Origin of the sequence: Pseudomonas aphyarum (assembly GCF_028657055.1) — a bacterium.
GTDB classification, from domain to species: Bacteria; Pseudomonadota; Gammaproteobacteria; order Pseudomonadales; family Pseudomonadaceae; genus Aquipseudomonas; species Aquipseudomonas aphyarum.
On sequence record NZ_JAMDGS010000012.1, the window covers coordinates 1 to 15,196 of the forward strand.

Here is a 15,196-nt window from a genome sequence, read left to right on the forward strand (position 1 = left end):
GCTAATCACCCTTCGCTTCGGTGTGGCGCGCATTCTACGGAGCGACCCAACCTCTGGCAAGCACTTTTTTAATTAATTTTCTTAGCCCTTCCAAAGGCTTAGAGAAGGGTTGGCCTATGACCCGGCGAAGACAATAATGCCCCCCTTTGTATAAAGGAGAGACTCACCCCATGTGGTTCAAAAACCTGCTTATCTATCGCCTGACCCAAGACCTGCCTGTCGATGCCGAGGCGCTGGAAACTGCACTGGCCACCAAACTGGCGCGTCCATGTGCAAGCCAGGAGTTGACCACCTACGGTTTCGTCGCGCCGTTCGGCAAGGGCGAAGATGCTCCACTGGTGCACGTCAGCGGTGACTTCCTGTTGATCTCCGCCCGTAAAGAAGAACGCATCCTGCCGGGCAGCGTCGTGCGCGATGCGGTCAAGGAAAAGGTCGAAGAGATCGAAGCCGAGCAGATGCGCAAGGTCTATAAGAAGGAACGCGATCAGATCAAGGATGAAATCATCCAGGCTTTCCTGCCGCGCGCGTTTATCCGCCGCTCGTCGACCTTCGCCGCCATCGCGCCGAAACAGGGTCTGATCCTGGTCAACTCGGCCAGCCCGAAACGCGCCGAAGACCTGCTCTCCACCCTGCGTGAAGTGATCGGCACCCTGCCGGTTCGCCCGTTGACCGTGAAAACCGCGCCGACCGCCGTGATGACCGAATGGGTCACCACCCAGCAAGCCGCCCCGGACTTCTTCGTGCTGGACGAGTGCGAACTGCGCGACACCCACGAAGACGGCGGCATCGTGCGTTGCAAGCGTCAGGACCTGACCAGCGAAGAAATCCAGCTGCACCTGAGCACCGGCAAGGTGGTGACTCAACTGTCGCTGGCCTGGCAGGACAAACTGTCGTTCATGCTCGACGACAAGATGACCGTCAAGCGCCTGAAGTTCGAAGATCTGCTGCAGGATCAGGCGGAGCAGGACGGCGGCGACGAAGCCCTCGGCCAACTGGACGCCAGCTTCACCCTGATGATGCTGACGTTCGGCGACTTCCTGCCGGCGCTGGTTGAAGCACTGGGCGGCGAAGAGACTCCGCAGGGCATCTAAGCCTCTGCGCAGTCTTTGGGTTATCTTCAAACGCCACCGCTTCGGTGGCGTTTTCACATAATAAGGAACAGGCCATGCGCGCACTGGCTGCACTGAGTCGTTTTGTCGGCAACACCTTCGCTTACTGGGTTCTGATTTTCGCGGTGATCGCGTTCCTGCAACCGGCCTGGTTCCTCGGCCTCAAAGGCGCGATCGTGCCGCTGCTCGGGCTGGTGATGTTCGGCATGGGCCTGACCCTCAAACTCGACGACTTCGCTGCCGTCGCCCGCCATCCGTGGCGTGTGGCGCTGGGCGTGGTCGCGCATTTCGTGATCATGCCGGGAATGGCGTGGTTGCTGTGCCAGATCTTTCATCTGCCGCCGGAAATCGCCGTCGGCGTGATTCTGGTCGGTTGCTGCCCGAGCGGCACCTCATCGAATGTCATGACCTGGCTGGCCCGTGGCGACCTGGCGCTGTCGGTGGCCATCGCCGCCGTCACCACTCTCCTCGCCCCGCTGCTGACGCCCGCACTAATCTGGCTGCTGGCCTCGGCCTGGTTGCCGGTTTCGTTCATGGAGTTGTTCTGGTCGATCCTGCAAGTGGTGTTGCTGCCGATCATCCTCGGCGTGGTCGCGCAACGTGTGCTCGGTGACAAGGTGCGCCACGCGGTGGAAGTGTTGCCGCTGGTGTCGGTGGTCAGCATCGTGATCATCGTTGCCGCCGTGGTTGCCGCCAGTCAGGCGAAAATCGCCGAATCCGGCCTGCTGATCATGGCCGTGGTGATGCTGCACAACAGCTTCGGTTATCTGCTGGGGTATTTCACCGGGCGCCTGTTCGGCCTGCCGCTGCCGCAGCGCAAATCCCTGGCGCTGGAAGTCGGCATGCAGAACTCGGGGTTGGGGGCTGCGCTGGCCAGTGCGCATTTCTCGCCGCTGGCGGCGGTGCCGAGCGCGCTGTTCAGTGTGTGGCACAACATTTCCGGGGCGCTGCTTTCGACGTACTTCCGGCGGATGAGCGAAAAAGAAGACCGTGAGACGCTGGCACAACAAGCGGCCGACTGATCCCGGATCAATGCGCGGCGCACATTTTTAGGTAGTATGTGCGCCACGCGGGGACGACCCTGCGGCTCAATCGAGTTTTCAATCTGGGGACGGCCCCGTCAATCGATGGAGGTCTTTCATGTCCTGGATCATTCTGTTTTTCGCCGGCCTGTTCGAAGTCGGCTGGGCCGTCGGCCTGAAATACACCGATGGTTTCACCCGTCCGCTGCCGACCGTTCTCACCGTTGCCGCCATGGCAGTCAGCTTGGGCTTGCTGGGTCTGGCGATGAAGGAATTGCCGCTGGGCACGGCCTATGCGATCTGGACTGGCGTCGGCGCCGTGGGCACGGTGATTGCCGGGATCATCCTGTTTGGCGAGTCGATGGCGTTGATTCGCCTGGCCAGTGTGGCGTTGATCGTCACCGGATTGATCGGGCTCAAGGTCAGCGCCTGAGCCGTTGCCGCCATCCGTCAGGGATGGCGGCTTTCTTAACAACTACCTGACAGTCCCGCGCAACTCTCTCACCAACGCCTGCAACTCCGCTGGCTGCGCCGCTTCAACGGCAACCGGCGAACCCGCCACCAGCGTCACCCGCGACCACAACCGGTGAAAGAAACCTTTATCGGGATCGCGACTGAAGAAACTCCCCCACAAGCCCTGCAACGCCAGCGGAATCACCGGCACCGGTGTCTCTTCGAGAATCCGCGTCAGCCCGCCCTTGAACTCGTTGATCTCGCCATCGGCGGTCAACTTGCCTTCCGGGAAGATGCAAACAAGCTCACCGTCCTTCAGATACTGGGCAATCCGGGTGAAGGCCTTTTCGTAGATCTGGATGTCTTCCTGACGTCCGGCGATAGGAATAGTCCCCGCCGTGCGGAAGATAAAGTTCAGCACCGGCAGGTTGTAGATCTTGTAGTACATGACAAAGCGAATCGGCCGACGCACCGCGCCACCAATCAGCAACGCATCGACGAACGACACGTGGTTGCACACCAGCAACGCCGCGCCATCATCGGGAATCGCTTCAAGGTTGCGATGCTCGACGCGGTACATGGAATGGCTCAGCAGCCAGATCATGAAACGCATGCTGAACTCGGGGACGATCTTGAAGATGTAGGCGTTGACGCCGATGTTCAGCAGCGACACCACCAGGAACAGCTGCGGAATCGACAGCTTGACCACGCTCAGCAATACGATGGTGACAATCGCCGAAATCACCATGAACAGCGCGTTGAGAATGTTGTTGGCGGCAATCACCCGCGCCCGTTCGTTCTCGGCGGTGCGCGACTGGATCAATGCGTACAGCGGCACGATGTAGAAACCGCCGAAGACCCCGAGGCCCAGCACATCGATCAACATCGCCCAGGCATGGCCGAAACTCAGCACTTCGGTCCAGCTATGGCCAACAGCGCTTTCCGGAATCCCACCGGAATGCCACCACAGCAACAGCCCGAAAACGGTCAGGCCGAACGAGCCAAACGGCACCAGGCCGATCTCGACTTTGCGCCCGGAAAGTTTCTCGCACAGCATAGAACCCAGCGCGATACCGACCGAAAACACCGTGAGGATCAGGGTGACCACGGTTTCGTCGCCGTGCATCCATTCCTTGGCGTAAGCCGGGATCTGCGTCAGATAAATCGCCCCGACGAACCAGAACCACGAATTGCCGACAATCGAGCGCGACACCGCAGGCGTCTGCCCCAGGCCGAGTTTCAAGGTCGCCCACGACTGACTGAAAATGTTCCAGTTCAGGCGCATTTCCGGGGTCGCCGCCGCGGCGCGGGGAATGCTGCGACTGGCCAGATAACCCAGCACGGCGATGCCGACAATCGCGGCGGACACCACCGGCGCGTAATTGGCCGACGACATCATCACCCCGGCACCGATGGTACCGGCAAGAATTGCCAGGAACGTGCCCATTTCCACCAGCCCGTTGCCACCGACCAGTTCGTCTTCCCGCAATGCCTGCGGCAGGATCGAATATTTCACCGGCCCGAACAGCGCCGAGTGCGTGCCCATGGCGAACAGCGCCACCAGCATCAATGACAGGTGATCGAACAGGAAGCCGACAGATCCCACGGCCATGATGGCGATTTCTGCCAGTTTGATCAGACGGATCAGTGCATCCTTGGCGAATTTTTCCCCGAACTGTCCGGCCAACGCCGAAAACAGAAAGAACGGCAGAATAAACAGCAGCGCACACAGGTTGACCCAGATGGAGCGGTCACCTTCGATGGTCAGCCGATAGAGAATGGCGAGGATCAGCGACTGCTTGAATACGTTGTCGTTGAACGCGCCCAGCGACTGGGTGATGAAGAACGGCAGGAAGCGCCGGGTGCGCAGCAGGTTGAACTGTGAGGGGTGACTCATCTTCCGTGTGACCCTGTTGTTTTTGGAAAGAGAAGGTAGCGAGTGGACTGGCTACGCTTATAAGAATCTCGAACCGCGATCCAGGCCACACATTACCTAATCTTTGCAGGTTATTTCTTCAAACCTGCAATGCACGGTGAAACAAACAGCTCGCCGCGCCACGCACCTTGCAGCGTGCGTTTGCCGACGATCAGCCACATCACCGCCAGCAACGTCACCAGCACACAACCGACCACACTGAAGAACGTCAGGTGCAACGTGCTGCCCAGTTTCAGGGTGGCCAGCGAATAAACGCCCAGCGGGAAGGTGAAGCCCCACCAGCCGAGGTTGAACGGAATGCCGTCACGCAGGTAACGCAAAGTGATCAGCAGCGCCATCAACATCCACCACAAACCGAAGCCCCACAGCGTGATCCCGGCGACCAGCCCCAGGCCCGAAGCCATTTCGCCGATGCCCGGCAGGCTATTGGCCGCGAAGATCGCCGGGGCATCGCCGCCCAGCAACAACATGCCCAGCGCACCAGTGCCGATCGGCCCCAGGGCCAGCCAGCTCGACGCCGCCATGTTTTCATGAGGCAGTTTGTGCAAGGCCATGCGCAGCAAGAGGATGGTCAGAATGCTGAACGCCACTGGCAGAGAAAAGGCCCAGAGCACGTAACTGGTCACCAGCACCACCAGTTGCGAGTGGGCATCGGCCAGGTGCGGCGCCAGCAGTCCACCGCTGGCGGCCGCCACTTCTGCGGCCACCACCGGCAACAGCCAGACGGCAGTCATCTGATCGATGCTGTGTTCCTGACGGGTAAACATCATGTAGGGAATCAGCACACCGCAGGCCAGCGACATCGCCACGTCCAGCCACCACAACACCTCGGCAAGCTGAATCACCTCGTCGCCCCAGCGCGGCAGACCGAACAACAGAAAGCCGTTGATGATGGTCGCCAGCCCCATGGGAATGGTGCCGAAGAACATCGAAACCGTGGAATGCCCGAAGATCCGCCGCGCCTCGTCGAAGAACAGAATCCAGCGGGCGGCGTAGGCAGCGGTAAACAGCACGAACAACAAAATGTTGAACAACCACAGCCCTTCGGCCACGGCGTGCAACCCGGGGATGGCGATAGGCAATTGCGCCAGCGCCAACGCCAGCACGCCGGTACCCATGGTCGCGGCGAACCAGTTCGGTGTGAATTGACGGATCACTTCACGGGGGTGCTGAAGCTGGCTGAATGGCTTGATGCCGGGTTTGGCGCTGTTGGGGCAAATCATCATGAACTCCTGTCCTCAGGTGAGGTTGAGTTCATGGTAGAACCGAATCGAATATCTATATAACGGGTAATATCTCTAAGTGTTATCCATTTTTTAGATATTCAATTCCTTTCCAAATTTCCAGGTCAGTCTTTGCGCTTCGTCAGACCCGATACGACTGCCACAAACAACAAGCTAAAAACCCAGCCCGATAAAATCTCTATCCACATGACAAACCTGACTATTCGTTTGCCACTCAACACAAAGCTGAAAAACTCGCAAAATACATTTGATTTGGGTGTCGCAATCAACGGTGCCCAATCATTTTCCTGATGCAAATCCACAAGAGGAAGCAAAAGATCCAGTGAAAATGCTACCGGACTAAATCCGGTGTACTCCTCCCGCAATTCAGGGCAAAGGTACCAATTACCTTCTCCTTTGAGCTCCTCTGGAACGCTCTTCGCCAAACGATAAGGATTAGCGAGTTGCCAGGCTGCCTCACGATCAGGGCGACAAGTCAAATAGGCGTCATTCTGAAAGACTATCGGATTGCTTGGAGCGAACAGCCCATGAGAAGCTGCTCCCCAATAGATAACGCTACACACCAACCAGACGCACGCAAACCAACCCAGCAGCAAATGAGGTCGATAGCCAAATCCAGTGAGCTTTCCATACCAGTAGTGCAGATCGAGTACTAGCCGAGAGAATAGCTTTTGACGCCACGGCCTCCAGTCTTTAGGCATTTGACCAATGAGACCAAATTTACGAAGACGCTCCTCATATGCAATCCCAACTTCCCTCGCTTCTTCTGCATGCCCCATTTCCTCAAAAATTTTTTTCAACTGACGCCAAGGTTGTGGTTGAAAGCGAATTACACCACCTTCACTTTCATAACTATTAACTTCACAATCCAACCATTTAACACGCCTAGAAGCGCTTGTGTCCGCACGCACATTAAAAAATTCATACACGAACCCATTGAGGCAAACCTTTTCACCCCAAAACTTAACATCATCATCTAAGATAAATACACTCGCCCCCTCAACTGAAATAAATTTTAGCGGCACCTTTAAATTACGGAGACAAAAAACACCTTTAACATTTGCACGATCAAGCGCAATCTTTGTAAAATCGCCACCTTCCAGTGTTAGATCTCCTCCTACATGAGCCCCTGGAAACGCGACACTTCCAATTGCGCGGCTACCTGCATTTAAAAAAACATCCCCCTTAACATGAATTCCATCAGCTGAAATGGCGAAATCCTTAAGCCCATCAAAGGTTCCAGAGTCGCAATTTAATTGGCCGTTTATCGTCGTTCCGAGCAAGCGCACTGTGCCTTTTGCGGAAAAACCATTATTGAAAAATACATGCCCGTGTATAATTGCGCCATCTAGTGAAATTGCGTTGCCTTCAGAAACTTCTATATCAGCAGAGTCACAATTGAACTGGCCATGGATATGAGAGTCCACGAAGCTAATGGTTCCCAAAGCTTTAAATTTTTCAGAGAGTACTACATCCCCCCTAATAGTGGCACCTTCCGCAGAAATAGCATAATCCTGACCTGCCACTACACGTCCGCCATTCAGATAAAGCGCACCATCAATCTGAGCGCCATCGAGACAAAGTTGACCACTGGAAACAATTCGCGCCAATGACAACTTTCCACTCACAATCATATGGCTCGCTTCCAGCCCTACAACTGAACACTGAGTCAAATAGATTGATGTTTTAAACGCAGCATCCACAAATACAATCAATGCCGAAAACGTGCTGAACTCCACTTTCAAGGGCATTGAAATTTCAACGCCCTCCAGACTCAATTTACCCTTAATATAAGCTCCTTCAAACTGAATACCGTGCTCGTGAACAGGAGTCTGATCGTCTCCCCCCAAAAGTAAAAAACGCAGAAAATCTGCGCGAATGGTATTGTCGTTAGTAGGTTTATCCGGGCGCCCCTTTCCAATTATCGCCTTCCTACCAAGCCTGCATTTTTCAACTAACAACTTCTCCGCTGGCGTTAAATCAGAAAAATCCCCAAGTGACCGCCCGTAAGGCTTCAGGGGGGCTTTTGACTCCATAATTTCAATTCCTTTTTAAATATAGTGACTTTGATGCAGAGAATAATGACCGAGGCAAACAATCATATTAAGGGGCCGATAGTCGCCACTCAAAGTATATTTTTTCCATCCAAAGACAAGTGGATATTTAGACGCTGCCTTCACTCTCGATCACCAGAATCCGCGCCGCGCCTTGCGGATGAGCAACATGCTCGGTGCCGACGGATGCGTAGAAGATGTCCCCGACATCAATCTGCACCTGCTTTTCCTCGCCTGCTTCGCGGTAATGCATGAGCACCTGACCGTCGAGCACCACGAAGACTTCTTCCCCGTCATTGACGTGCCATTTGTAGGGCTGATCAGTCCAGTGCAATCGCGTGGTGATGCCGTTCATATTGGCGATGTCGAGCGCGCCCCAGGCGCGCTCGGCGGTGAAGGTCTTGCTGCGGATAATCTTCATGCGTCGATCCGTGAGAAAAAGGGGCTGGCCAAGGCTAACCGAATCCGCAGGCTTATGGCGCGCCGCAGGTCCTGGCCGCTTGCGCGCGGAAACTCATCAGCAGCGCACCGACCGCCAGCACAATCAGCACCGCGCCATACACATCGGTGGTGGCCAGCAGGCCCACGCTGTGGGTGAAGTGCCCGGCCAGCAACGCCGGCAGGCAGAACGCCAGGTAACTCAGCACATAAAATGCCGACATCAAACCGGCGCGCTCATGAGGCAATGCCAGCGGCACCAGACTGCGCACCGCACCGAGAAAACCGGAGCCAAAGCCACAACCGGCCACCAGTGTGCCGAAGAAAAACAGCGACAGACTGGCACTGTGCACGCCCAACAGAATCAGCACGATACCGGCCGGCAACAGGCTCGCCCCGAGTTGCAGCGCCCGGGAGGCAGGACGATTGCGCAACGTGAAGATCATCAGCGCACCGGTCACGGTCAACGCCGCTACGGTCGCGCCGCCGATCAGGTTGGAAGTGGAGCCAGTAGCCGTGCGCACCAGCGACGGTGCCAGCGAGGCGTAGAAACCGCCGAGCGCCCAGGTCGCGGTGTTCAACGGCGACACTCGCCACAGCGTCGAACGCGCCTGAACCGGCACATGCAGGGTCGGCCGCAACGAGGCCCATGCCCCGGCCTGCGGTGAAACGCTTTCCGGCAGGCGCCAGACATAAATGCCCTGCAACACAAACAACGCGAGCAGCAACCAATAGGTCAACTGCAACGGCGCCGGAGCGAACTCGGCCAGCAAGCCGCAGCCCATGCCGCCCAACGCCATGCCCAGCAACGGAGCAACACTGTTGATCAACGGCCCTTGCTGGCGATCAGTGTCCAGCAGCGTCGCGCTCAACACGGCGGTGGCCATGCCGGTGGCGAAACCTTGCAACACTCGCGCGCCGATCAGCCAGCCCACGCTGTCGGCGTAGATAAACAGCAGCATCGCCAGCGCATTGAGCGTCACGGCGGTGAAGATCACCGGTTTGCGTCCCAGGTGATCGGACAGCGAGCCGACCGTCAGTAACGCGGCCAACAGACTCAGCGCGTAGACGCCGAAAATCAGGGTCAGTACCGCGGCCGAAAAATGCAGTTGATCCTGATACAGGTGATACAACGGCGTCGGCGCAGTGGAAGCGGCGAGAAAACTCAGTAAGGTGATCGCCAGAAACCACAGGCTGGAACGGTTGGAAGCAAGGCTGGTCATGGGCACACTCCGCAAAAGCTAATTTTTTGCTTTTGCGGAGTGTGCTCTCGGCTTGCGCTTAAAGCAAATTCTTTGTGTTAAGGTCTGCCGCATGGCTATTAAAGAAGGTTTACGCCCCGGCGGTCGCAGTGCCCGGGTGCAGGAGTCGATTCATTCGGCAGTCCGCGCGCTTCTGCAAGAACAGGAGCGCTCGACGGTGACCGTCCCGCAAATCGCGGCGCGCGCGGGCGTGACGCCGTCGACGATTTACCGGCGCTGGGGAGATCTGGCGGCCTTACTGGCCGACGTCGCCCTCGCCCGCATGCGCCCCGACAGCGAGCCGGCGGAAACCGGCAGCCTGCGCAGCGATATCCGCGCGTGGGCGGAACAATATCTCGACGAAATGAGCTCGGAACCCGGACGCAACATGATGCGCGACGTGCAGGCGAGCGCGACGCCGGGCTATTGCGTAACGATCATCGGCGCGCAATTGCAGACCATCATCGAGCGCCACCCCGAGGAAACGACGCCGAGCGTGGATCGTCTGATCAATCTGGTGGTGTCCCCGGTGGTGTTCCGCATTCTGTTTTCGGCAGCGCCGCTGGAAGTCGAAGAACTGCACCGCTTGATCGACATCGCGCTCAAACCGGACTGACCACAGAACTGCCCGGTTCTGTTCCTGCGACACCCCGCCACGCCACGACCTTGGTCGACACTGACTAACCGCCGCGCCCGTGCGAGACTGTCTGACCGGGCGCAAGTCCGGTCGTTTTCTGTCGGGAGTGTTCCATGTCGTTGTCCACCGGGCTGATCGCCGCCGTCGCCCTGGCCTATATGGCCATCATGTTCGCCATCGCCTTCTACGGCGACCGTCGCAGCACACCGCTGCCGCCGCGGGTGCGCGCCTGGGTGTACAGCCTGTCGCTGGCGGTCTACTGCACCAGTTGGACTTTTTTCGGCGCGGTCGGTCAGGCCGCCGAACAATTGTGGTCGTTCCTGCCGATCTACCTGGGGCCGATCCTGTTGCTGCTCGGTGCGCCGTGGGTGCTGCAGAAAATGGTGATGATCAGCAAACAGGAGAACATCACCTCCATCGCCGACTTCATCGCCGCCCGTTACGGTAAATCCCAGTCGTTGGCGGTGGTGGTCGCACTGATCTGTCTGGTCGGCGTCCTCCCCTATATCGCCTTGCAACTCAAAGGCATCGTCCTCGGCGTGAACCTGCTGATCGGCGCTGGCGCCGACGCCATGGGCACTCGCGCCCAGGACACCGCGCTGATCGTGTCGCTGGTGCTGGCGCTGTTTACCATCGTTTTCGGTACGCGCAACCTCGATGCCACCGAGCACCACCGGGGCATGGTGCTGGCGATTGCTTTCGAGTCGCTGGTCAAACTGTTCGCCTTCCTTGCCGTCGGCGCCTTCGTCACCTACGGGCTGTATGACGGCTTCGACGACCTGTTCAATCAGGCGATGCTCGCCCCGCGCCTTGAGGAATACTGGAAAGAAACCATCAACTGGCCATCGATGGTCGTGCAGACCGGCGTGGCAATGATGGCGATCATCTGCCTGCCCCGGCAGTTCCACGTGACGGTAGTCGAGAACATCGACCCGCAGGATCTGCGTCTGGCCAAATGGGTGTTCCCCGCCTACCTCGCACTGGCCGCGTTGTTTGTAGTCCCTATCGCCCTGGCCGGTCAGATGATGCTGCCCAGCTCGGTCATCCCCGACTCTTTCGTTATCAGCCTGCCATTGGCCCAGGCCCACCCGGCGCTGGCGATGCTGGCGTTTATCGGCGGCGCATCGGCGGCCACCGGCATGGTGATCGTGGCGAGTGTGGCGCTGTCGACCATGGTCTCCAACGACATGCTGCTGCCGTGGCTGCTGCGCCGCAACAACGCCGAGCGCCCGTTCGAAGTGTTCCGCCAGTGGATGCTCTCGGTACGCCGGGTCAGCATCGTGGTGATCCTTTTGCTGGCCTATGTCAGCTACCGTTTGCTCGGCTCGACCGCGAGTCTGGCGACCATCGGCCAGATCGCTTTCGCGGCAGTCACCCAACTGGCCCCGGCGATGCTCGGCGCGCTGTACTGGAAACAGGCCAACCGCCGCGGCGTGTTCGCCGGTCTCGCCGCCGGCACGTTTCTGTGGTTCTACACCCTGATTCTGCCGATCGCTGCGCGCAGCCTCGGCTGGTCGCTGGACAGTTTCCCCGGCCTCGCCTGGCTGCACAGCAACCCGCTGAACCTGCCGATTACCCCGCTGACCCAAGGCGTGGTGCTCTCGCTGGCGGGCAACTTCACCCTGTTCGCCTGGGTCTCGGTACTGTCGCGTACACGGGTGTCGGAACACTGGCAGGCCGGACGTTTTATCGGTCAGGAAATCAGCGCACGGCCGAGCGCACGCTCGATGCTGGCGGTGCAGATCGACGATTTGCTGCAACTGGCGGCACGCTTTGTCGGTGAAGAGCGCGCGCGGCAGAGCTTCATCCGCTTTGCCTACCGTCAGGGCAAAGGCTTCAACCCGAACCAGAACGCCGACGGCGAATGGATCGCCCACACCGAACGATTGCTGGCGGGCGTCCTTGGCGCCTCTTCGACGCGAGCTGTCGTAAAAGCCGCCATCGAAGGTCGGGAAATGCAGCTGGAGGACGTGGTCCGGATCGCCGACGAAGCCTCGGAAGTGCTGCAGTTCAACCGCGCACTGCTGCAAGGCGCCATCGAAAACATTACCCAGGGCATCAGCGTGGTCGACCAGTCGCTGAGACTGGTGGCCTGGAACCGTCGCTATCTGGAGCTGTTCAACTATCCGGACGGCTTGATCAGCGTTGGCCGACCGATTGCCGACATCATTCGCCACAACGCCGAACGTGGTTTGTGCGGCCCCGGCGAAGCGGAAGTCCACGTCGCCCGGCGCCTGCACTGGATGCGTCAGGGCCGGGCTCACACTTCCGAGCGATTGTTCCCCAACGGCCGGGTAATCGAGCTGATTGGCAACCCGATGCCCGGCGGCGGTTTCGTCATGAGTTTCACCGACATCACCGCGTTCCGCGAAGCCGAGCAGGCGCTGACCGAGGCCAACGAAGGGCTGGAGCAACGGGTCAGCGAGCGGACTCAGGAACTGTCGCAACTCAACGTCGCGCTGACCGAAGCCAAGGGCAATGCCGAAGCGGCCAACCAGTCGAAAACCCGTTTCCTCGCCGCCGTCAGTCACGACCTGATGCAGCCGTTGAACGCGGCGCGGCTGTTCTCCGCCGCCCTCTCCCACCAGGACGACGGCCTGAGCGGCGAAGCGCAGAAACTGGTGCAGCATCTGGACAGTTCGCTGCGTTCGGCCGAAGACCTGATCAGCGACCTGCTGGACATCTCCCGCCTGGAAAACGGCAAGATCAACCCGGATCGCAAGCCGTTCGCGGTCAATGAGCTGTTCGATATTCTCGGAGCGGAGTTCAAGGCGCTGGCCCAGGAACAGGGCTTGAGTTTCCGGGTACGTGGAAGTCAGTTGCGCATCGACAGCGACATCAAGCTGCTGCGACGCATTCTGCAGAATTTCCTCACCAACGCTTTCCGCTACGCCAAGGGCCCGGTACTGCTGGGCGTGCGTCGGCGAAAAGGCGAAATCTGTCTGGAAGTGTGGGATCGCGGGCCGGGGATTCCGGAGGACAAACAGCAAGTGATCTTCGAGGAATTCAAACGCCTCGACAGCCACCAGACCCGCGCCGAAAAAGGTCTGGGCCTGGGCCTGGCGATCGCCGATGGCCTGTGCCGCGTGCTCGGCCACACCTTGCGCGTGCGCTCATGGCCGGGCCGCGGCAGCGTGTTCAGTGTCCGCGTGCCGTTGGCCAAAGCGCAGACCGTGCAGGCGCCGGCGGCGGTGGAAATCAATGGCAAATTGCACAGCGGCGCGCAGGTGCTGTGCATCGATAACGAAGACAGCATTCTGATCGGCATGAACAGCCTGCTCACGCGCTGGGGCTGTCAGGTGTGGACCGCGCGCAACCGCGAAGAATGCGCGGCGCTGCTCGACGACGGCGTACGCCCACAATTGGCCTTGGTCGACTATCACCTGGATCACGGCGAAACCGGCACCGATCTGATGGCCTGGTTGCGCACAAGGCTGGGTGAGCCGGTGCCGGGCGTAGTGATCAGCGCCGACGGGCATCCGGAAACGGTGGCGCAGGTGCACGCGGCTGGACTGGATTACCTGGCCAAACCGGTGAAACCGGCGGCGTTGCGGGCGTTGTTGAGTCGCTATTTGCCGCTCTAGAAAAGCAGCTTATTCAGGCAGTTCGACCAGACCATCGGCGTCGGTCATTGCGCGTTCCAACAGATCCGCAGGGAGGCTTTTGCTGGCCCGCGCGCCGAGCAGCTTGAGCTGTTCACTGCGGCTGACCAGGTTGCCCCGCCCTTCTGTCAGCTTGTTTCGCGCTGCACTGTAGGCTTTGTCCAACTGTTGCAGACGATTGCCGACTTCATCCAGATCCTGAATGAACAACACGAACTTGTCGTACAGCCAGCCGGCGCGCTCGGCGATTTCCCGGGCGTTCTGGCTCTGGCGCTCCTGCTTCCACAGGCTGTCGATGACTCGCAGCGTCGCCAGCAACGTGGTCGGGCTGACGATCACGATGTTGCGGTCGAAGGCTTCCTGGAACAGCGTCGGCTCGGCCTGCAACGCGGCCGAAAACGCCGCTTCGATAGGCACGAACAGCAAGACGAAATCGAGGCTGTGCAAACCCTCCAGACGCTTGTAATCCTTGCCGGCCAGGCCTTTGACGTGACTGCGCAGGGACAGCACGTGCTGCTTCATGGCGATCTGGCCGATGGCATCGTCGTCCGCCGCGACGTACTGCTGATACGCGGTGAGGCTGACCTTGGAGTCGACTACCACCTGCTTGTCGCCCGGCAGATAAATGATCACGTCCGGCTGGAAACGCTCGCCGTCCGGGCCCTTGAGGTTGACCTGAGTCTGGTACTCGCGGCCCTTTTCCAGCCCGGCGTGCTCAAGCACACGCTCGAGAATCAACTCGCCCCAGTTGCCCTGGGTTTTCTGGCCCTTCAGGGCGCGAGTCAGGTTGGTCGCTTCGTCGCTGAGGCGCAGGTTCAGTTGCTGCAAACGCTCCAGTTCCTTGGCCAGCGAGAAGCGCTCGCGGGCTTCGGCCTGGTAGCTTTCCTCGACGCGTTTTTCGAACGACTGGATGCGCTCCTTCAACGGGTCGAGCAATTGGCCGAGACGCTGCTGGCTGGTTTCGGCGAAGCGTTGTTCGCGCTCATCGAAGATTTTGCCGGCCAGTTCGGCGAACTGGGCGCGCAACTCGTCGCGGGAGCCTTGCAGGTCATCCAGGCGTTGTTGATGGCTTTCCTGTTGCTCGCGCAATTCGGCATTCAGCGAAGCCGCCTGGGCGTCCAGGCGCCGCAATTCGGCTTCCTTGTTGGCGCGTTCGAGGTTCCAGGCATGGGCAGCATCACGGGCGTCATCGCGCTCGATCTGCAACAGCTCGACTTCCCGGCGCACGGCCGCGAGATCTGCTTGTTTGGAAGCGTTGGCCTGGCCGAGGTCGGCGATTTCATCGCGGCAGGCTTCAAGTTGTGCAGTGAGGCCATCCTGAGCCAGTTGCGCCATGGCCAGTCGCTCTTCGAGCAACGCGACTTCAGACTGGTTCTGACTGGCCCGGCGTTGCAGTTGCCAGGCCAGTGCCAGCAGCGGCACGGCTGCGCCTGCCAGCCCCAGCAGAATGCTGGTCAAGT

General features: G+C 59.1%; 11 protein-coding genes. 5 read left to right on the forward strand and 6 right to left on the reverse strand.

All coding sequences use genetic code 11. The annotated features are described in order from the left end of the window. Positions 1 to 170 precede the first annotated feature (170 nt). From rdgC to sugE, 3 genes are all read left to right on the forward strand, one after another. Positions 171 to 1,091 carry a recombination-associated protein RdgC gene (gene rdgC, locus M5G18_RS17285; protein WP_007950430.1) on the forward strand — a complete coding sequence of 307 codons (921 nt, stop codon included), beginning with the start codon at positions 171 to 173 and terminating at the stop codon, positions 1,089 to 1,091. Between the two features lie 74 nt (positions 1,092 to 1,165). Continuing rightward, positions 1,166 to 2,131 carry a bile acid:sodium symporter family protein gene (locus tag M5G18_RS17290; protein WP_085608827.1) on the forward strand — a complete coding sequence of 322 codons (966 nt, stop codon included), beginning with the start codon at positions 1,166 to 1,168 and terminating at the stop codon, positions 2,129 to 2,131. A 118-nt stretch (positions 2,132 to 2,249) separates the two neighbouring features. After that, positions 2,250 to 2,564 (forward strand): quaternary ammonium compound efflux SMR transporter SugE, encoded by a 315-nt coding sequence (sugE, locus tag M5G18_RS17295; protein ID WP_039769847.1) that lies wholly within the window; start codon positions 2,250 to 2,252, stop codon positions 2,562 to 2,564. Between the two features lie 42 nt (positions 2,565 to 2,606). On the opposite strand, the gene M5G18_RS17300 is transcribed toward sugE, so the two are convergent. From M5G18_RS17300 to M5G18_RS17320, 5 genes are all read right to left on the reverse strand, one after another. Next, complete coding sequence (locus M5G18_RS17300) at positions 2,607 to 4,481, reverse strand: MFS transporter (protein WP_273900405.1); 1,875 nt, start codon at positions 4,479 to 4,481, stop codon at positions 2,607 to 2,609. A gap of 110 nt (positions 4,482 to 4,591) precedes the next feature. Then, positions 4,592 to 5,743, reverse strand: coding sequence for a TDT family transporter (locus tag M5G18_RS17305; RefSeq protein ID WP_273926150.1), 1,152 nt, complete (start codon positions 5,741 to 5,743; stop codon positions 4,592 to 4,594). A gap of 125 nt (positions 5,744 to 5,868) precedes the next feature. Beyond that, complete coding sequence (locus tag M5G18_RS17310) at positions 5,869 to 7,800, reverse strand: membrane-associated oxidoreductase (protein ID WP_273900416.1); 1,932 nt, start codon at positions 7,798 to 7,800, stop codon at positions 5,869 to 5,871. 127 nt (positions 7,801 to 7,927) lie between these two features. Continuing rightward, a complete protein-coding gene (locus M5G18_RS17315; protein ID WP_273900417.1) occupies positions 7,928 to 8,239 on the reverse strand; it encodes a cupin domain-containing protein in 312 nt (103 codons plus the stop codon). A gap of 52 nt (positions 8,240 to 8,291) precedes the next feature. After that, the gene (locus M5G18_RS17320; protein ID WP_273900418.1) at positions 8,292 to 9,479 is read right to left on the reverse strand and encodes an MFS transporter; all 1,188 of its coding nucleotides are present in this window, start codon (positions 9,477 to 9,479) and stop codon (positions 8,292 to 8,294) included. A gap of 91 nt (positions 9,480 to 9,570) precedes the next feature. Here M5G18_RS17320 and M5G18_RS17325 point away from each other — a divergent pair, with 91 nt between their 5' ends. Next, positions 9,571 to 10,113, forward strand: a complete 543-nt coding sequence (locus M5G18_RS17325) for a TetR/AcrR family transcriptional regulator (RefSeq protein WP_273900419.1) — start codon at positions 9,571 to 9,573, stop codon at positions 10,111 to 10,113. A gap of 134 nt (positions 10,114 to 10,247) precedes the next feature. Then, entirely contained in the window at positions 10,248 to 13,718 is a 3,471-nt protein-coding gene (locus M5G18_RS17330; protein ID WP_273926151.1) for a hybrid sensor histidine kinase/response regulator, read from the forward strand. A gap of 9 nt (positions 13,719 to 13,727) precedes the next feature. Here the strand turns inward: M5G18_RS17330 and M5G18_RS17335 are convergent, their stop codons facing one another. Continuing rightward, positions 13,728 to 15,092, reverse strand: coding sequence for a DNA recombination protein RmuC (locus M5G18_RS17335; protein ID WP_273900421.1), 1,365 nt, complete (start codon positions 15,090 to 15,092; stop codon positions 13,728 to 13,730). Positions 15,093 to 15,196: the final 104 nt, after the last annotated feature.